We start from the raw sequence: 17,536 nt of genomic DNA on the forward strand, positions 1-17,536 counted from the left end.
CAACAGCGAACTTCGAGGTGCGCACCTTGGCTTTCCAGATGCCGGACCGCGGCGGAGGCCCGACGGGGCCGAGGATCAGAGCGGGCCGCCCGTCGCGGCGTGTCCGGACCCTGCTCATGACACTGGGCGTGCTCGCCGTACTCGGCATGGCGTTCACCATGTTCGCGGGCTTCTGGACGGACTGGCTCTGGTACCGGTCGGTGCACTACTCCTCGGTGTTCACCACCACCCTGTGGACGAAGATCGGGCTGTTCTTCGTCTTCGGCCTGCTGATGGCGGCCGCGGTGGGCTTCAACATCTGGCTCGCGCACCGGTTGCGCCCGCCGCTGAGCGCCATGTCCATGGAGCAACAGAGCCTGGACCGCTACCGGATGGGCATCGCGCCGTACAAGAAGTGGCTGCTGCTCGCGGTCACCGCGCTGGTCGGGCTGATCGCCGGTGCCTCCGCGGCCGGCCAGTGGCGGACCTGGCTGATGTGGGTCAACGGCGTGCCCTTCCACCAGAAGGACCCGCAGTTCCACCTCGACATCTCCTTCTACACCTTCGACCTGCCCTGGTACCGGTTCCTGTTGGGCTTCGGCTTCGCCACCGCGATCCTCTCCCTGATCGCCGCCGCGCTCACCCACTACCTGTACGGCGGGCTGCGGGTCACCAGCCCCGGCGCGCGTGCCACGGGTGCGGCTACCGGGCACCTCTCGGTGCTGCTCGGCTTCTTCGTCGCCCTCAAGGCGGTCGCCTACTGGCTCGACCGCTACGGACTGGCCGTCAAGTCCAGCGACTTCAAGGCCACCGGCAACTGGACGGGCCTCAGGTACGTCGACGCGAACGCGTATCTGCCGGCGAAGACGATCCTGTTCTGCATCGCCGTCATCTGCGCGCTGCTGTTCTTCGCCACCCTGTGGCGGCGCACCTGGCAGCTGCCCGTCATCGGCTTCGGCCTGATGGTCCTGTCGGCGATCCTCATCGGCGGTCTGTATCCGGCGATCGTCCAGAAGTTCCAGGTCCAGCCCAACGAGCAGGCCAAGGAAGCCCCGTACGTCCAGAAGAACCTCAAGGCGACCCGCGAGGCGTACGGCATCGACGACACCAAGGTCACCGAGTACACGGGCAAGAGCACCACCCCGGACAAGACCAAGCTCCGCGACGACGTCGACGCCACGGCGAGCATCCGGATCATGGACCCGAACATCGTCTCGCCCACGTTCCAGCAGCTCCAGCAGATGCGTAACTACTACGCGTTCCCGACCAATCTGGACGTGGACCGCTACACCAAGGACGGCAAGATCCAGGACACCGTCATCGGACTGCGTGAGCTGAACCTCGCCGGCATCCCGAAGAACAACTGGATCAACGACCACTTCCGCTACACCCACGGCTACGGCGTGGTCGCCGCCAAGGGCACCGAGGCCGACAACCAGGGGCAGCCGGTCTTCACCGAGTCCGACCTGCCGTCCACGGGTGACCTGGGGACGTACCAGCAGCGGGTCTACTACGGCGAGAAGACCAACACCTACTCGATCGTCGGCGGTCCCCAGAAGGAGATCGACTACTCCGACGACAACGGTGAGAAGACCACCAGCTACGAGGGCAAGAGCGGGGTCAGCCTCTCCAGCCCGATCAACCGGGCCGCGTATGCGGTCGCGTTCAACGAACCGCAGATCCTCTACTCCGGTGCGATCGGCAAGGGCTCGCGGATCCTGTACAACCGCACACCCAAGGAGCGCGTCGAGGCGGTCGCCCCCTGGCTGACCATCGACGGCGACGCCTATCCGGCGGTCGTCCAGGGCCGTATCCAGTGGATCGTAGACGCGTACACGACGACCAACGGCTATCCGTACGCCTCCCGTACGACCCTCGGTGACACGACGGCCGACTCGCTGACCGCGACCAACAACTCGCGTGCGGTGGTGGCCCAGCAGGACCAGGTCAACTACATCCGCAACTCGGTGAAGGCGACCGTCGACGCGTACACCGGCGAGGTCAAGCTCTATCAGTGGGACACCGGGGACCCGGTGCTGAAGACCTGGATGAAGGCCTTCCCCGGTACGGTGCAGCCGAAGTCGGCCATCTCGTCGGACCTGATGGGCCATCTCCGTTATCCCCAGGACCTGTTCAAGGTCCAGCGCGAGCTGCTCACCCGCTACCACGTGACGGACGCCCAGACGTTCCTGACCGGCAGCGAGGTGTGGCAGGTGCCCGACGACCCGAGCAACAAGTCGGGCAACGCGGTGCCGCCGTACTACCTGAGCATGAAGATGCCCGACCAGAGTCAGCAGGCGTTCTCGCTGTCGACGACGTTCACGCCCAACGGCCGGGACAACCTCAGCGCGTTCATGTCGGTCGACTCCGAGGCCGGTTCGAAGGACTACGGCAAGATCAGAATCCTGAAACTGCCGACCAGTACGACCGTCGACGGCCCCAAGCAGGTCCAGAGCAAGTTCAACTCCGAACAGGACATCGCCGCCGCGATCAAACTCCTCAAGGGCGGCGACTCCGAGGTGGAGTACGGCAATCTGCTGACCGTGCCACTGGACGGGGGCCTGCTGTACGCGGAGCCCGTCTACGTACGCGGTGCCGGCGTCAAGTACCCACTGCTGCGCAAGGTGTTGGTGACCTACGAGGGCAAGACCGCCTTCGAGAACACCCTCGACGAGGCGCTCAACAAGGTGTTCGGCTCGAACGGTTCGGGCACGGGGTCCTCGGACACCGGATCCTCGGACACCGGGACGACCACACCGCCGACGTCCGGTAATCCGACGGTCCAGGAGGCGCTGAACGACGCCCAGAAGGCCTTCGAGGCGGGACAGGAAGCCCTGAAGAAGGGTGACTGGACGGCGTACGGCAAGGCGCAGGACGAGCTGCAGGACGCGCTGAGCCGGGCCGAGAAGGCGCAGTCCAAGGCCGACAAGACCGGTGGGGGCGCATCGCCGAGCAGCAGTCCGAGCCCCGGTGCCAGTGTGAGTCCCAGCGCGAGCAGCAGTCCCAGCCCGAGCGGGTGATCACGCCCGCCCCGCGCCGTGGTACGGTTTGAACACAACGGCGCGGGGTGGAGCAGCTCGGTAGCTCGCTGGGCTCATAACCCAGAGGTCGCAGGTTCAAATCCTGTCCCCGCTACTGAAGTCGAAGGCCCGGATCCAAGAGGATCCGGGCCTTCGTGGTGTCCGGACGGGCGGCGAACGCATGTACCGATGCGTGAGGTAGCCGTGCCGCTGTGGGGAGTTGGCGGAGATGTGTTTGACTTGTCGTTCTGTGGGCATGTCGACAAAACGCTGAAGTGACCTCACGGGTTGCGCTATACCGGATGTACCCAGGTTGCAGGTGGTGCGACGATGGACGTTATGGGGGACAAGGCAACTCTGTTCGAGACAGGGCGATTTGTGCAGCCTTCGGGCGAGGAGCCAACCCGCGACGAGGCCGCTGAGGCCGCTGAGGAGGCACGCCGCCGGCTCCACGCCGAGGCCGGTGACGTCGAGTCGATGAGTGTCCTCGGCGCCATGCTGCTGCGCCGTGGCGACCTCGACGGAGCCGAACCCCAGTTGCGTGCCGCCACCGCCGCCGGTGACCGTGCCGCCGCCAACAACCTCGGCGTCCTGCTGCACCAGCGCGGCTACCCCGAGGAGGCCGCCGGATGGTGGCGGATCGCCGCGGTCGCCGGCTCCGCGGCCGCGGCTCACGCGCTGGGCCGGCACCACCGGGAGCGCGGGGACGAACCCGCCGCCGAGTACTGGCTGCGCCAGTCCGCCGAGCAGGGCCACGCTCTCGGCGCCTACGCGCTGGCCGACCTGCTGGAGCACCGGGGGGACGCGGACGCCGGCCAGTGGATGCGGGCCGCCGCCGAGCGCGGGCACCGGGAGGCCGCGTACCGACTGGCGCGCGCGCTCGACCGCAGAGCGGTCGCGGGCGAGGGCGAGACCGGGGGTGACAACGGTGTCGGTACGGAGGCCGCCGCCGGGGCTCCGGAGGTCGAAGAGGCCGAGCAGTGGTACCGGCAGGCGGCCGCACGCGGCCACCGACGGGCCGCGCTGCACCTCGGGGCGATCCTGGAGAAGCGCGGCCAACTCAAGGAGGCCGGGCGCTGGTACCTGACCTCCGCCAAGGACGGCGAGGCCCGGGCCGCCTGTGCGCTCGGCTTCCTGCTGCGCGACGCCGGGGACACGGAGAGCGCCGCCGTGTGGTGGCTGCGAGCCGCGCAGGACGGCGACGGCAACGCGGCCAACGCACTCGGCGCGCTGCACGCCGAGCGCGGCGAGACACAGACCGCCGAGCGCTGGTACCGGGCGGCGATGGACGCGGGCGACGACAACGGGGCGTACAACCTCGGGCTGCTCTGCGCCGAGCAGGGGCGGACCGCGCAGGCCGAGCAGTGGTACCGGCGGGCGGCCTACGCGGGGCACCGGGAGGCGGCCAACGCCCTCGCCATCCTGCTGCTCCAGGGCGGCGACACGGCCGGCGCCGAACCGTGGTTCTCCAAGGCCGCCGAGGCCGGCAGCGTGGACGCCGCGTTCAACCTCGGGATCCTCTACGCCGGGCGCGGTGAGGACCGTGTCGCGCTGCGCTGCTACGAGCAGGCGGCCGCCGCCGGGCACACGGAGGCGGCACTCCAGGTCGGCATCGCCCGGCTGCGGGAGGGTGACGAGGCCACCGCCGAGCGGCATCTGCGGTGCGCCGCGGGCGGCGGGAGTGCCGAGGCCGCCTACCGGCTCGCCGCCGTGCTCGACGCACGCCGGCCGGCGGTGTCCGAGCACGAGCTCGGTGAGTCCTCGCTGCACACCAAGACCGAGTGCGAGGAGTGGTACGAGCGGGCCGCCTCGCAGGGACACCGGCGTGCCCAGGTGCGCGTCGGGATGCTCGCCGCGGCCCGCGGGGACGTGGTGGAGGCGGCGCGGTGGTACCGGGTCGCGGCCGAGGCCGGGTCGCGGAACGGGGCGTTCAACCTGGGGCTGTTGCTGGCCCGGGAGGGAAGCGAGCCGGAGGCCGCCGTGTGGTGGCAGCGGGCCGCCGACGCGGGGCACGGGCGGGCGGCGTTGCGGCTGGCCCTGGTCTACGCGCGTCGTGGCGAGCTGGCGGAGGGGCAGCGGTGGGCCGACCGGGCGGTGGCGCTGGGGCCGGCCGAGGTGACCGAGCGGGCGGGTCGGCTGCGGGACGCCCTGCGCGAGGAGCTGTCGGCCTGAGCCTGAGTCTTTCCGCAGGTCAGGCGGGCTGACAGCAATGGATTTGCTTCTGCTGCCGTCCCTCACGTAATGTTCTGTTCATCGACGCGGGGTGGAGCAGCTCGGTAGCTCGCTGGGCTCATAACCCAGAGGTCGCAGGTTCAAATCCTGTCCCCGCTACTGAAGGCCGAGGGCCGGAATCCAGAAATGGATTCCGGCCCTCGGTGTTTGCATGGGCACGGGCACGGCTGCGTAAGGGCGTCGAGCCCAGTTGCCACGAAAGCCCCGGCGCCACAAGGGTGCCGGGGCCTTTCGGGAATGGTCGTCAGGCGGCCGTCGCGCAGTCCGGGCACAGGCCTCGGTACGTCACCTCGACGTCGGAGACCGTGAAGCCGAAGCGCTCCGAGGAGGGGAGGTCGGCCAGCGGGTTGCCGGTGGGGTGGACGTCGCGGATCGAGCCGCAACGGGCGCAGACCAGGTGGTGGTGGGGGCGGTGCGCGTTCGGGTCGTACCGCTTGGCGCGCTTGTCTGTCGAGACCTCGAGGACCTCGCCGAGCGAGACCAGCTCACCCAGCGTGTTGTAGACGGTCGCCCGGGAGATCTCCGGCAGCTTGGCGACAGCCCTGGCGTGGACCTCGTCGGCCGTCAGATGGACGTGCTCGCCGTCGAGGACCTCGGCCACGACACGTCGCTGCGAGGTCATCCGCCATCCGCGTCCACGCAGCCGTTCCAGAAGGTCACTCATAGACACCAGCCTAACAGCAGGCCGACCATTTTCCGAACAGGTGTGACTTTGGAACTCTACTTGACTTGGACTAAGTCCAACACGCGCGGGCCGGATCCCCGGAGGTCGGAGTCCGGCCCGTTCGGCGTGCCGGTCGGGGGTGCTAGACGGGTTGCGGTGCGCGTGCCCCGACCCAGCAGCGGATGATGTCGCGGACCGAGACGATGCCGGCCGGCTCACCGCCGTCGAGGACGATCAGATGGCGGAAGCCGCCATGGGCCATCGCCCGGGCCGCCTCCTCCAGGGTCCAGGTCGGGGCGGCGAACACGACGTCGTTGGTGGTGTGGGCGTGGATGGGCTCCGTGTCCGGGTTCTGACCCAGGCCGACGGAGTTCAGGATGTCGCGTTCGGTGAGGATGCCGATGCCGCCGGCGTCCGGGTCGTGGACGATCGCCGCGCCCACGCGACGCGCGGACATCAGGGCGGCTGCCTGGCGGAGTGTGTGGGCTGGGCCGACGGTGAGGACCACCGTGCTCATGGCGTCACGGACGAGCATGAAAGGTGCCACCTCCTAGAGAACCGCGGAGATAGTTCAGCGATTCACAAATGCACAATGTGGGGGTTCTCACAGGGTGGCAGGTAAAGCAGGGGTCAACAAGGGGGTGCAGGCAGTCAATTGAGGGCGCACGCGCTCATATGTGCTGTAGAAGACTGCGCTGTTCTGCCTCAGAAGGCTGTTTCAGTAACGCTGGGTGAGGTAGGACAGCAGCTCGTCGTGGAGCAGACCGTTGGAGGCGGCCGCGTTGCCGCTGTGCGGGCCGGGGCGCCCGTCCAGGCCGGTGAAGGTGCCGCCGGCCTCCGTCACCACGATCGCGGTGGCCGCCATGTCCCACAGGGACAGCTCCGGCTCGGCACAGATGTCCACCGACCCCTCGGCGACCATCATGTACGGCCAGAAGTCGCCGTACGCGCGCGTGCGCCACACCTCGCGGGTGAGGTCCAGGAAGCCGTTCAGCTGGCCGCGCTCCTCCCAGCCGCTCAGCGAGGAGTACGCGAAGGAGGCGTCGGCCAGTTTCGAGACCTTGGAGACGTGCAGGCGGGTGGCCGAGGTGAGGCTGCGGCCGGTGTAGGCGCCGTGCCCCTGCGCCGCCCACCAGCGGCGGCCCAGCGCGGGCGCGGAGACCACGCCGACGACCGGCCGGTAGCCGCCCTCGGCCGCCTCCATTAGGGAGATCAGGGTCGCCCAGACAGGGACGCCGCGTACGTAGTTCTTGGTGCCGTCGATCGGGTCGATCACCCAGCGGCGCGGGCCGGTGCCCTCGATGCCGTACTCCTCGCCGAGGATCGCGTCCCGTGGGCGGGCGCGCTGCAACTGGCCGCGGACCAGCTCCTCGGCGGACTTGTCCGCCTCGCTCACCGGGGTCATGTCCGGCTTGGTCTCGACCTTGAGGTCGAGGGCCTTGAAGCGGGCCATGGTGGCGGCGTCGGCCGCGTCCGCGAGCACGTGGGCGAGCCGCAGGTCATCGTGGTAGTCCGGCATGTGACGAACGCTATCTGCCGGGGTGGGGGCGGGGCTACACAGGGATGAGGCGCATACGGGGGATGCCCGAGGATCTGTGCGGGATCCACTGCCCGCGTGCGTTGGCCGAAGGGCCCCCCGGTGCCTTCGCGAACCCTTGACAGTGGGATCGTGCGCGTCAAATCTGGGCGCAGACTCGCTCGCCCCAGGAGGCGATGATGCCTGCAGCCCGGGAATCCCTGCTGGACGCCGCGTTCACGGCGCTGGCCCGCCGACCGTGGGCCGCGGTGCGGATGGTCGACGTGGCCGCGGCGGCCGGGGTGTCCCGGCAGACGCTGTACAACGAGTTCGGCAGCAAGGAAGGCCTGGCGAGGGCGCTGGTGCGTCGGGAGGCCGACGGGTATCTGGCGGGGGTCGAACGGGCGCTAGGCAGCCATACCGAGGTGCGGGAACGCCTGACGGCGACGGCCGAGTGGATGGCGGTGGCGGCTCGTGAGAACGTGCTGGTACGGGCGATGCTCACCGGATGCTGGAGCGAGCGGCTGCCGTCGCCGACGCTGACCGCGGTTCCGTCGTCCTCCCCGGTGCCGGCGCAGCGGCGGGCGGATGGGCCGTTGCCCTCGCCCGGGGAATTCGTGCAGATCGTGCGGGATCGCGCGGTGGCGGTGCTGTCCGGGCCGGGAACGGTGAAGGGGAACGGTGAGCTGGTCCGGTCCTGTGAACTCGTCGTCCGGCTTGCGCTGTCGTGTGTGGCCGCGCCGCCGGGGGAGGGCGGATTGGCGGAGTTGGTGCGGGGGGTGTTGCAGCGGCAGCCGGTGTGAGAGGGGCCGGGTGTGACTAGTGGCTCGAGCCCGAGAGCTGGAGGCCGATCACGCCGATGATGACCAGGCTGATGGAGACGATCTTCAGGGTGGATACCAGGTCGCCCAGGAAGATCATGCCGTAGATCGCCGTGCCGGCCGCCCCGATGCCTGTCCACACCGCGTACGCCGGGCCCACGTCCAGCTTCCTGAGGGAGAGGGTCAGGAGGCCGAAGCTGCCCAGGGCGAAGGACGCGAACGCGATCGTCGGCCAGAGGCGGGTGAAGCCGTGGGAGAGCTTGAGGCACACGGCGAAGCCGGTCTCCAGAATCCCGGCCACGATCACCAGCAGCCACGCCATGTGCCGTCCTCCCGTAAGTCCAGGTGCGATTATGCACTTACCGAACGCCGGCCAGGACAAACACCGCGGTGGTCAGTCGCCTTCCTTGCGCTCCCGCGTGGCCAGCAGCCGGCGCAGCGAGTAGAGACGGGCCGGGTCCGCGTGGCCCTCGGCGACCCACTCGTCCAGCGCGCAGTCCGGCTCGTCGTGGCTGCACGCGCGCGGACAGTTCACCGTGCCGGGCTCCATTTCCGGGAACGCGTGGATCACCCGGGACGGGTCGACATGGGCCAGTCCGAAGGAGCGGATGCCCGGGGTGTCGATGACCCAGCCCCCGTCGTCGGACAGGGGGAGGGCGAGCGCGGACGTGGTGGTGTGACGGCCCCGGCCCGTCACGGCGTTCACATGACCCGTGATGCGGCGACGGTCTTCCGGGACCAGCGCGTTCACCAGGGTCGTCTTGCCGACGCCCGAGTGGCCGACGAACGCGGTGATCTTGCCGTCGATCTGCTCCCGCACGCGCTGGGCCGCGTCGCCGGTCTCCAGCTCCTCGCGGCTCGTGACGACGTACGGGATGTCCAGCGCGCCGTACAGCTCCAGGAGTTCGTCCGGTGGGGCCAGGTCCGACTTGGTCATGATCAGGAGCGGGGTGAGTCCGCCGTCGAAGGCCGCGACCAGACAGCGGTCGATCAGGCGCGGGCGCGGTTCGGGGTCGGCCAGGGCCGTGACGATCGCCAACTGGTCGGCGTTGGCCACGACCACCCGCTCGAACGGGTCGTCGTCGTCCGCGGTCCGGCGCAGCACCGACGCGCGCCCCTCGATCCGGACGATCCGCGCGAGCGTGTCCTTCTTGCCGGACAGGTCACCGACGAGGGCGACCCTGTCGCCCACCACCGCCGCCTTGCGGCCCAGCTCACGGGCCTTCATCGCCAGCACGGTCCGGTCGTCGACCAGGCAGGTCAGCCGGCCCCGGTCGACGGTGAGGACCATGCCCTCGGCCGCGTCCTCGTGTGCGGGGCGGATGTGCGTACGGGGCCGGGTGCCCTTGCGGTTGGGGCGCTGGCGGATGTCGTCCTCGTCGGTTTGCTTGCCGTAGCGGCGCATGGTCGTACGCCCCTAGGCCCCGTCGCTCCCGAGCATCCCGGTCCACAGGTCGGGGAAGTCCGGCAGGGTCTTCGCCGTGGTCGCCACGTTCTCGATCTGAACACCCTCCACGGCCAGGCCGATGATCGCACCGGCCGTGGCCATACGGTGGTCCTCGTAGGTGTGGAAGACCCCGCCGTGCAGCCTGCGCGGGCGGATGTGCAGGCCGTCGGCGGTCTCGGTGACGTCACCGCCCAGCTCGTTGATCTCCTTGGTGAGCGCGGCCAGCCGGTCCGTCTCGTGGAGACGGAGATGGGACACGCCCCGCAGGGTGGAGGGGGAGTCGGCGAGGGCGGCGACCGCGGCGATGCCGGGGGTCAACTCGCCCACGTCACCCAGGTCGACGTCGATGCCGTGGATCCGGCCGGAACCGGTGAACTCCAGGCCGTACTCGGTCAGTTCGCAGGAACCGCCCATCTCGGTGAAGATCTCGCGCAGCCGGTCACCGGGCTGGGTCGTACGCGAGGGCCAGTCCGGGATCAGCACCTTGCCGCCTGTCACCAGGGCGGCGGCGAGGAACGGCTGGGCGTTCGAGAGGTCCGGCTCGACGGTCAGGTCCCGGCCGAGCAGCGCGCCCGGGGTGACCCGCCAGACGTTCGGCTCGCCGCCCGACTCCGGGGTGTCCACCTGGGCGCCGACCGCGCGCAGCATGTCGACGGTCATCCGGATGTGAGGGAGGGAGGGGAGCGTCGCGCCGATGTGGCGGACCTCCACGCCTTGGTTGAACCGCGGGCCGGAGAGCAGCAGGGCCGACACGAACTGGGACGAGGACGAGGCGTCGATCGACACCGGGCCGCCCTCCAGAGCGCCGCTGCCGTGCACGGTCAGCGGGAGCGCGCCCCGGCCGTCGTCGTCGATCCGGGCGCCGAGGGCACGCAGGGCGTCGATCACACCGTGCAGCGGGCGTTCGTAGGAGCGGGGGTCGCCGTCGAAGCGGATGTCGCCCGCGGCGAGGGTGGCGACGGGCGGCAGGAAGCGCATCACCGTGCCGGCGTTGCCGACGTCGACCGTGGCGGGGCCGCGCAGGCCGGCCGGGAGCACACGCCACGCCTCGCCGGAGCCGTCGGGGCCGACGCCTTCGTCGATGCCGACGCCCATCGCCCGCAGGGCGCCGGCCATCAGCAGGGTGTCACGGGACCGGAGGGGGCGGCGGAGCCAGCCGGGTTCGGAGGCGAGGGCGGCGAGGACGAGCGCGCGGTTGGTGACCGACTTGGACCCGGGCACGTGGACCGTCGCGTCGACGGCTCCGCTTGCCTGGGGGGCGGGCCAGAGGGCGGTTGGTGCGGTGGGGTTTGCGGCCATGGGGTCACTTTAGTGGGAGGCCGCGCGTAGAGCCTTCGTGTGCGGCTGTGCGGGGGCCGGCCGTGCCCGCGGCGCAGCCGCCGACCGACACGGCCCCGCGCCCCCGAACAGGAGGGCCGGTCATGCCCCCAGCAGCCACCTGCCCCCACCGATCAGCGAACACAGCGACACCGCGTGGAACAGGAACAGCCACATCCCCGCCGGTACGTGGGTCAGCCGTGACAGTTGGTCCGCGTCCGAGTCACCGGCTCCGCCCCGGGAGCGTTTCGCCTGTAGTTCGAACGCCGGGCGCACGCCGCCCAGCAGCAGGAACCACACCACCGCGTACGCGAACGCCGCCTGCACCTGGGGCCCGGCCAGCCAGGACACCAGCAGGAACGCGCCGCCCGTCAGGAACACCGTCAGGACGCCGTACGCGTTGCGGATCATCACCAGCATGGCGATGAGCAGGGCCGTCGCGACCCACAGCAGAAGGGTGATGCGGCCGGCGCCGAGCAGGGCCGCGCCGCCCAGGCCGAGGAGCGGCGGCGCGGTGTAGCCGGACGCCGCCGTGAGGATCATGCCCAGGCCGTGCGGCTTGCCCCGGCTGACCGTGAGGCCACTGGTGTCGGAGTGCAGACGGATGCCGGTGAGCTGACGGCCGGTGATCAGGGCGACCAGGCCGTGGCCGCCCTCGTGGGCGATCGTGACGGCGTTGCGCGATATCCGCCACACGGTGTGCGGGACGACCACGGCGGCCGCAGCGGCCAGCGTCGCGATCACCACCCACAGGTCCGGGTCGGGCTGGGTGCCGGTCAGCTCGTCCCAGAGAGAGGTCGCTGTGCTGGTGTCCATGGTCTCCGGTCGTTCCCTCTCGTCGTACGGAACCGGCAGTGTGACACGTATGTATGTGTGGACGGCATCCCAACGGCCAGGAGAAAGGGAACGTCCCCGGATCACCGGTGTCCGTCGGCGAGTTGGGCGCGAGACGCGGTCTGGTCCGCCGTCCCGGCTTCGGTCCCGGGAGTGAAATGTAGGGTTGTGAAGATGTGCGGACGGTACGCGTCGAGTCGTAGGCCCGAGGACCTGGCCGGAATCTTCGAGGTCGAGAAGTGGGAGCCCGAGGAGACTCTGGAGCCCGACTACAACGTGGCCCCCACCAAGGAGGTCTACGCGGTCCTGGACCGGCCCCTGAAGGACGCCGACGACAAGCGGCCGGTCCGCCAGCTGCGCAGGCTCAAGTGGGGCCTGGTGCCCTCCTGGGCCAAGTCGCCCGAGGGCGGAGCCCGGATGATCAACGCGCGCGCCGAGACCGTGCACGAGAAGCCGTCGTACCGCCGCGCCTTCGCCGCCCGCCGCTGCATCCTGCCCGCCGACGGCTACTACGAGTGGGTCACCGCCAAGGAGGAGCGCGACCTGGAGGTCGAGGGCAGGAAGAAGCGGCCGCGCAAGCAGCCGTACTTCGTACTGCCCGCCGACGGCTCGGTGTTCGCCATGGCCGGGCTGTACGAGTTCTGGCGGGACCGCACGCTCCCCGACGAGCACCCGCTGGCCTGGTGGGTGACCTGCTCGGTGATCACCACGGAGGCGGAGACCTCGCCACTGGCGGTGGCGCCCGCGGAGGGCCCCCGGTCACTGTCCGACATCCACCCCCGGATGCCGCTGATGCTGACCCCGGACCGCTGGGACGCCTGGCTCGACCCGGCCCGCACGGACGTCGAGGACCTGCGGTCGCTGCTCGCCCCGCCCCCGGAGGGCCTGATGCGGGCCTACCCGGTCTCCACGGCCGTCAGCAACGTCCGCAACAACAGCCCGGAGCTGCTGACGGAGCTGGAGGCACCGGAAGAGAGCACACTCTTCTAGCCTTCCGACGTGACCTAGCCTTCAGGCGTGACCACTTCGAAGATCGTCGGTACGGAGGCGGGGGACGCCCGCATCACCTGGTACGAGGCGGAGAAGGCCCGGCTGGTGCTCGCCCTGAGCCATGGGGCGGGCGGGGGCATCGAGGCCCGTGACCTCCAGGCGATCGCCGCGGTACTGCCGGAACACGGTGTGACCGTCGCGCTCGTGGAGCAGCCCTGGCGGGTCGCCGGGAAGAAGCTTGCCCCCGCGCCGAAGACCCTCGACGTGGGCTGGCGGGGCGTGTGGCCCGCGCTCGCCGCACCGGGGCTGCCGGTGGTGTCCGGCGGGCGCAGCGCCGGGGCCCGGGTCGCCTGCCGTACGGCCACGGAGCTGGGCGCGGCCGCCGTCCTCGCGCTCAGCTTCCCGCTGCACCCGCCGGGCAGGCCGGAGAAGTCGCGGGCCGAGGAGCTCCTGGGGGCCGGGGTGCCCACGCTCGTCGTCCAGGGCGGGAACGACCCGTTCGGGAAGCCGGCCGAGTTCCCGGAGGGCGACTACGCACTCGTCGAGGTGCCGTACGGCGATCATGGATTCGCGGTGCCCAAAAGGGCAGACATCGAGCCGGAACGGGCAGTGGCCATCATCACGAACGCGGTCGTCGAGTGGACCGCACCACTCGGGTGACACCCGGGAATGTTGAGTGGCGGACCACTGTTGAGGCGGACAGAAGTGCTGGGGCACCAGCGCCGACGCCGAAGGAGAGGAAGTCCGCCGCATGGGTTCGACCATCTGCCCGAGCCGCAGCAGCAGCGCTGACCTGGACTGGACAGTGCTGCACGCGGCCAAGACCGCTCCTATTCGAGCGGCGGCAGGCACGGGTCGTGTTCTATCCTCCGAGTCGAGTGGGATCGGTTTCGGTCCTGCCCTGGATCTTGAGGAGGTGGGTCCGGTCACTGGGACCGACGCAGGGACCGACAACGGCCAGGCGGAGCTGCCCGAGGGCCAGGGCACGAGCGCGGAGTCGACCTCGGAGCGCACCGCGCGCTTCGAGCGGGACGCGCTGGAATTCCTCGACCAGATGTACTCGGCCGCGCTGCGCATGACACGCAACCCGGCCGACGCCGAGGACCTGGTGCAGGAGACCTATGCCAAGGCGTACGCGTCGTTCCACCAGTTCCGTGAGGGCACCAACCTCAAGGCCTGGCTGTATCGCATTCTGACCAACACCTTCATCAACTCGTACCGCAAGAAGCAGCGCGAACCGCAGCGCTCGGCGGCCGAGGAGATCGAGGACTGGCAGCTCGCCCGTGCCGAGTCGCACATGTCGACCGGTCTGCGCTCCGCGGAGTCGCAGGCGCTCGACCACCTGCCCGACTCGGATGTGAAGGAAGCGCTGCAGGCGATCCCCGAGGAGTTCCGCATCGCCGTCTACCTCGCTGACGTAGAGGGCTTTGCGTACAAGGAGATCGCGGACATCATGGGGACACCCATCGGTACGGTGATGTCCCGGCTGCACCGGGGCCGCCGTCAACTGCGGGGCATGCTGGAGGACTACGCGCGTGAGCGCGGCCTCGTCCCGGCCGGCGCCGGAGAGTCGAACGAAGCGAAAGGCTCGGGCTCATGAGCTGCGGAGAGCCGCACGAGACGGACTGCAGTGAGGTACTCGACCATCTGTACGAGTTCCTCGACAGTGAGATGCCGGACGTCGATCGCGTCAAGTTCAGGCAGCACTTCGAGGAGTGCTCGCCCTGCCTGGAGAAGTACGGGCTGGAGCAGGCCGTGAAGAAGCTGGTCAAGCGGTGCTGCGGCCATGACGACGTACCGAGTGACCTGCGGGCCAAGGTGCTGGGGCGGCTGGACCTGATCCGCTCCGGCCAGGCCGTCCCGGAGCACGACGTCACGGCCACGCAGACCGCACCGGCCAAACAGGCCGCTCCGGTCACTTCGCAGGAGAGCTGAGCGCCCCTTGCCGAGTGCTCCCCGCCGGGCGTCGCCGCCCCGGTGGTCCGTCACCCGAATGTGCTAATCCTCCGGTCATAACCCCCGGGCCCTCCGGCTCCCGCCTAGGCTCCTGAGCCTGGACAGGCATGGTCGGGGGAGGGTGAGATGGAGGCGGTTCCGGCGCGGGTGCGCGCGTACGTGACCTGTGCCGCCCTCGGCGCCCTGTGCTGTCTGCTGCCACTGCCGTCGCTGCGCACGCCCTGGTGGGCGGTGGCCCTGCTGGCCGCGCTGTACGCGGGCTGCGAACACGTCGTACGACGTCGGCTCGGCGGCACCTTCTACCCGGTGCTGCTCGCCGGTGCGTTCCTGCTACCACCGCCGGCCGCCGCGCTCGTACCGCTGCCGGGTGCGCTGCTCTCGCACGTCGAGCAGCGGCCGCAGGCGCTGCGGCGGATCTGGCGGGCCGCCGAACTGGCGCTCGCCGTCTGGAGCGCGGGGCGGGTCCACTGGGCGCTGGGCGGCCGGGACTCCGTCGTGGGCTGCGACTTCCCGTACGCGCTGCTGCCCTGCGCGGCGGCGGTCCTGGCGTTCTGCGGGGTGCTCGCACTGCTGGACGGCGGGATCCTCGCCCTGGCCGAGCGCGTCCCGGCACGGCGGGCCTGGCGCGGTCTGCTCTCCCGGTCCCTCGCGCCGATCGGGGTGCACGGGCTCGCCGGGCTGATGATGGCCGTCCTGTGGCGCAGCCCCTTCGGTCCCGTGGCCGCGCTGCTCGTCCTGCTGCCGATGTGCGTGTCCTGGTGGGTGTTCGCCCAGTACCACCGGGAACGGGCCGCCCACCAGGCCACCATCCGCGCGCTCGTCCAGGCCGTCGACATCAAGGACGGCTACACCCGCGGGCACAGTGAGCGGGTCGGACAGGCCTCCGTGATGATCGCCCGCGAACTGGGCATGGACGACGAACGGGTGGAGGTGCTCCGCTTCGCCGGCATCCTGCACGACGTGGGGAAACTGGGCGTCCCGACCCGGCTGCTGCGCAAGGACGGCCCGCTCACCCCGGAGGAACGCCGGATCATCGAGCTCCACCCCGAGTACGGCCACGAGATGGTGCGCGGGATCTCCTTCCTCGGCGAGGCCCGCGCCGCGATCCTGCACCACCATGAGCGCATCGACGGCAGCGGCTACCCCTACGGTCTGGTCGGCAGTCAGATCCCCGAGCCCGCCCGCGTGGTGGCCGTCGCCGACGCGTTCGACGCGATGACCTCGACGCGCTCCTACAGCCGGGCCCGGCCGGTAGGGGCGGCGGTGGAGGAGTTACGACGCTGCGCCGGCCGGCAATTCGACGCGCGGGCTGTCGACGCCCTGGTGCGAGCCCTGGCCAAGGAGGGCTGGCACCCCGCGGTGACCGCCGACGTCCTCCCACCCGACCCCACCGTTTCCGGTCGGCCGAGAAGTGAGGCGCAGAACGTCGTGCGGGGCACCCCATGACACCGGGCAACCAGGCGTTCGGCACCAGGCCGAGAGCTGATCGTGGCCCCGCCGGTCCACCTGTCGGAATGCGTTTCCACTTCCCCCGGGCCCTCTGGTGCATCCGGCTCGCCGCCCTTCTCCTCGCTCTCGGCTGTCTCGCCGGCACCCTCTGGGAAGGGCTCGACGGCCGGGGGATCGCGCTCGCCTTCGGGGGCCTCGTAGCCGTCGGGGAGCTGAACCGCCGGACCGGTGCCGAGGCGCGGGAGGCCGCTCCGCTCGGGGCCGCCGGAGGGCTCGCCTACGCCCTGCTCGGTGCCGAGGGCGGGGTCGCCACGCACGACGGGGCCTTTCAGGTCGTCACCGTCGTCTGCGCGGCCTCGCTGCTCGGCAGCGTGCCCCACATAGCCGGCGGCCGCCGGCCCACCCTCGACCATCTCGCCCGCCGGGTGCTCACCGTCGGCTTCGCCGCCGTCTGCTTCCAACCCCTCTACAGCAGGGGCGTGTTGGAGCAGTGGGGCGGACCGGCGTACGCGCTGCTGCTGGTCGCGCTGCTGGTGCTCACCGCGCTGTGCGACGCCGTACTCGCCGCCGCGCAGGCGCACTCCCGCACCGGATGGCCGTTCGGGCCGCTGCTCCGGGACGAGCTGCGCGGACTGCTCGGCATCGGGTCCGCAGTCTGTGCCACCGGGGCGGTGATGGCACTGGCCGTCGCCGTCGTCGGCCTCTGGGCGCTGCCCGTCTTCTGTCTGCCCCTCCTCCTCACCCAGCTGTCCCTGCGCCGGTACGCGGCCGTGCGGGCCACCTACCGGCAGACCATCGCCTCCCTCGCCCGCGCCACCGAGATAGCGGGGTACACCCCGGCCGGGCACGCCCGCCGGGTCGCCACACTCAGCCAGGCCGTCGGGCGTGACCTGGGGCTGTCCGGAGCGGAGCTCACCGTGCTGGAGTACGCGGCGCTCATGCACGACATCGGCCAGCTGAGCCTGGTCGACCCGGTACCGGCCGGGGCCACGGCCGCGCTGCCGCCGGTGGAACAGCGCCGCATAGCCCTGCTCGGCGGGGCCGTCGTACGGCAGACCGGGGTGGACGCGGCGGTCGCCGTGGTCGTGGAGCGGCAGGCCGATCCCTACCGGGAGCAGCCGCTCGCCGCGCGGATCGTGCGGGTCGTCAACGCGTACGAGGAGAAGGCCCGGGATTCCGGGCCCGGTGGGCCGTTGACCGCGCTGGAGGAGTTACGCCTGGCCACTGCGGGGGACTACGCTCCCGAGGTCGTGGAGTCCCTGGCACGCGTACTCTCCAGGGACTGTCTGACCTTGCGCACGGCTGGGTAAC

Annotated in this window: 16 protein-coding genes and 2 tRNA genes; 11 read left to right on the forward strand and 7 right to left on the reverse strand. The window is 70.6% G+C overall.

Features of this window, described 5'->3' with window-relative positions; genetic code table 11:
• Positions 1–38 precede the first annotated feature (38 nt).
• The 4 genes from ABTY98_RS06930 (at position 39) to ABTY98_RS06945 (ending at position 5,330) form a co-directional block, all read left to right on the forward strand.
• Positions 39–2,999 carry a UPF0182 family membrane protein gene (locus ABTY98_RS06930; protein ID WP_352219894.1) on the forward strand — a complete coding sequence of 987 codons (2,961 nt, stop codon included), beginning with the start codon at positions 39–41 and terminating at the stop codon, positions 2,997–2,999.
• Between the two features lie 41 nt (positions 3,000–3,040).
• A tRNA-Met gene (locus ABTY98_RS06935) sits at positions 3,041–3,114 on the forward strand.
• A 215-nt stretch (positions 3,115–3,329) separates the two neighbouring features.
• Positions 3,330–5,171, forward strand: coding sequence for a tetratricopeptide repeat protein (locus ABTY98_RS06940; protein ID WP_352219819.1), 1,842 nt, complete (start codon positions 3,330–3,332; stop codon positions 5,169–5,171).
• A gap of 85 nt (positions 5,172–5,256) precedes the next feature.
• Positions 5,257–5,330 (forward strand) — tRNA-Met (locus ABTY98_RS06945).
• Positions 5,331–5,475: 145 nt separating this feature from the next.
• On the opposite strand, the gene ABTY98_RS06950 is transcribed toward ABTY98_RS06945, so the two are convergent.
• From ABTY98_RS06950 to hisN, 3 genes are all read right to left on the reverse strand, one after another.
• Positions 5,476–5,895, reverse strand: coding sequence for a Fur family transcriptional regulator (locus tag ABTY98_RS06950; protein WP_352219820.1), 420 nt, complete (start codon positions 5,893–5,895; stop codon positions 5,476–5,478).
• Between the two features lie 142 nt (positions 5,896–6,037).
• Positions 6,038–6,430, reverse strand: coding sequence for a CBS domain-containing protein (locus ABTY98_RS06955; RefSeq protein WP_352219821.1), 393 nt, complete (start codon positions 6,428–6,430; stop codon positions 6,038–6,040).
• Positions 6,431–6,613: 183 nt separating this feature from the next.
• Entirely contained in the window at positions 6,614–7,414 is an 801-nt protein-coding gene (hisN, locus tag ABTY98_RS06960) for a histidinol-phosphatase (protein ID WP_352219822.1), read from the reverse strand.
• A gap of 197 nt (positions 7,415–7,611) precedes the next feature.
• Here hisN and ABTY98_RS06965 point away from each other — a divergent pair, with 197 nt between their 5' ends.
• A complete protein-coding gene (locus tag ABTY98_RS06965; protein WP_352219895.1) occupies positions 7,612–8,214 on the forward strand; it encodes a TetR/AcrR family transcriptional regulator in 603 nt (200 codons plus the stop codon).
• 16 nt (positions 8,215–8,230) lie between these two features.
• On the opposite strand, the gene ABTY98_RS06970 is transcribed toward ABTY98_RS06965, so the two are convergent.
• The 4 genes from ABTY98_RS06970 to ABTY98_RS06985 all read right to left on the reverse strand — a co-directional run bounded on the left by ABTY98_RS06970 (position 8,231) and on the right by ABTY98_RS06985 (position 11,812).
• Positions 8,231–8,554 (reverse strand): DMT family transporter, encoded by a 324-nt coding sequence (locus tag ABTY98_RS06970; protein WP_352219823.1) that lies wholly within the window; start codon positions 8,552–8,554, stop codon positions 8,231–8,233.
• Between the two features lie 72 nt (positions 8,555–8,626).
• Positions 8,627–9,637 carry a ribosome small subunit-dependent GTPase A gene (gene rsgA / locus ABTY98_RS06975; RefSeq protein ID WP_352219824.1) on the reverse strand — a complete coding sequence of 337 codons (1,011 nt, stop codon included), beginning with the start codon at positions 9,635–9,637 and terminating at the stop codon, positions 8,627–8,629.
• 12 nt (positions 9,638–9,649) lie between these two features.
• A complete protein-coding gene (aroA, locus tag ABTY98_RS06980; RefSeq protein ID WP_352219825.1) occupies positions 9,650–10,978 on the reverse strand; it encodes a 3-phosphoshikimate 1-carboxyvinyltransferase in 1,329 nt (442 codons plus the stop codon).
• Between the two features lie 120 nt (positions 10,979–11,098).
• Positions 11,099–11,812: a M50 family metallopeptidase gene (locus tag ABTY98_RS06985; protein ID WP_352219826.1), complete on the reverse strand. Its 714-nt coding sequence runs from the start codon at positions 11,810–11,812 to the stop codon at positions 11,099–11,101.
• Positions 11,813–12,004: 192 nt separating this feature from the next.
• On the opposite strand from ABTY98_RS06985, the gene ABTY98_RS06990 reads away from it, so the two are divergent.
• The 6 genes from ABTY98_RS06990 (at position 12,005) to ABTY98_RS07015 (ending at position 17,535) form a co-directional block, all read left to right on the forward strand.
• Positions 12,005–12,820: an SOS response-associated peptidase gene (locus ABTY98_RS06990; protein ID WP_352219827.1), complete on the forward strand. Its 816-nt coding sequence runs from the start codon at positions 12,005–12,007 to the stop codon at positions 12,818–12,820.
• Positions 12,821–12,847: 27 nt separating this feature from the next.
• Entirely contained in the window at positions 12,848–13,480 is a 633-nt protein-coding gene (locus ABTY98_RS06995; RefSeq protein WP_352219828.1) for an alpha/beta hydrolase family protein, read from the forward strand.
• Between the two features lie 256 nt (positions 13,481–13,736).
• Positions 13,737–14,420 carry an RNA polymerase sigma factor SigR gene (gene sigR / locus ABTY98_RS07000; protein WP_352219829.1) on the forward strand — a complete coding sequence of 228 codons (684 nt, stop codon included), beginning with the start codon at positions 13,737–13,739 and terminating at the stop codon, positions 14,418–14,420.
• Positions 14,417–14,755: a mycothiol system anti-sigma-R factor gene (gene rsrA, locus ABTY98_RS07005; protein WP_352219830.1), complete on the forward strand. Its 339-nt coding sequence runs from the start codon at positions 14,417–14,419 to the stop codon at positions 14,753–14,755. The genes sigR and rsrA overlap by 4 nt, the downstream gene beginning before the upstream one ends.
• A gap of 147 nt (positions 14,756–14,902) precedes the next feature.
• Positions 14,903–16,222 carry an HD-GYP domain-containing protein gene (locus tag ABTY98_RS07010; protein WP_352219831.1) on the forward strand — a complete coding sequence of 440 codons (1,320 nt, stop codon included), beginning with the start codon at positions 14,903–14,905 and terminating at the stop codon, positions 16,220–16,222.
• 68 nt (positions 16,223–16,290) lie between these two features.
• Positions 16,291–17,535 (forward strand): HD-GYP domain-containing protein, encoded by a 1,245-nt coding sequence (locus ABTY98_RS07015; RefSeq protein WP_352219832.1) that lies wholly within the window; start codon positions 16,291–16,293, stop codon positions 17,533–17,535.
• Position 17,536: the final 1 nt, after the last annotated feature.

Source organism: Streptomyces sp. NPDC096040 (genome assembly GCF_040303265.1).
Lineage (GTDB): Bacteria > Actinomycetota > Actinomycetes > Streptomycetales > Streptomycetaceae > Streptomyces.

Bases quoted from the DNA above. Each gene is read 5' to 3' on its own strand.
- ABTY98_RS06930 (WP_352219894.1), top strand. From the start codon at position 39: ATGCCGGACCGCGGCGGAGGCCCGACGGGGCCGAGGATCAGAGCGGGC.
- ABTY98_RS06940 (WP_352219819.1), top strand. From the start codon at position 3,330: ATGGACGTTATGGGGGACAAGGCAACTCTGTTCGAGACAGGGCGATTT.
- ABTY98_RS06950 (WP_352219820.1), bottom strand. From the start codon at position 5,895: ATGAGTGACCTTCTGGAACGGCTGCGTGGACGCGGATGGCGGATGACC.
- ABTY98_RS06955 (WP_352219821.1), bottom strand. From the start codon at position 6,430: ATGCTCGTCCGTGACGCCATGAGCACGGTGGTCCTCACCGTCGGCCCA.
- hisN (WP_352219822.1), bottom strand. From the start codon at position 7,414: ATGCCGGACTACCACGATGACCTGCGGCTCGCCCACGTGCTCGCGGAC.
- ABTY98_RS06965 (WP_352219895.1), top strand. From the start codon at position 7,612: ATGCCTGCAGCCCGGGAATCCCTGCTGGACGCCGCGTTCACGGCGCTG.
- ABTY98_RS06970 (WP_352219823.1), bottom strand. From the start codon at position 8,554: ATGGCGTGGCTGCTGGTGATCGTGGCCGGGATTCTGGAGACCGGCTTC.
- rsgA (WP_352219824.1), bottom strand. From the start codon at position 9,637: ATGCGCCGCTACGGCAAGCAAACCGACGAGGACGACATCCGCCAGCGC.
- aroA (WP_352219825.1), bottom strand. From the start codon at position 10,978: ATGGCCGCAAACCCCACCGCACCAACCGCCCTCTGGCCCGCCCCCCAG.
- ABTY98_RS06985 (WP_352219826.1), bottom strand. From the start codon at position 11,812: ATGGACACCAGCACAGCGACCTCTCTCTGGGACGAGCTGACCGGCACC.
- ABTY98_RS06990 (WP_352219827.1), top strand. From the start codon at position 12,005: ATGTGCGGACGGTACGCGTCGAGTCGTAGGCCCGAGGACCTGGCCGGA.
- rsrA (WP_352219830.1), top strand. From the start codon at position 14,417: ATGAGCTGCGGAGAGCCGCACGAGACGGACTGCAGTGAGGTACTCGAC.
- ABTY98_RS07010 (WP_352219831.1), top strand. From the start codon at position 14,903: ATGGAGGCGGTTCCGGCGCGGGTGCGCGCGTACGTGACCTGTGCCGCC.
- ABTY98_RS07015 (WP_352219832.1), top strand. From the start codon at position 16,291: ATGCGTTTCCACTTCCCCCGGGCCCTCTGGTGCATCCGGCTCGCCGCC.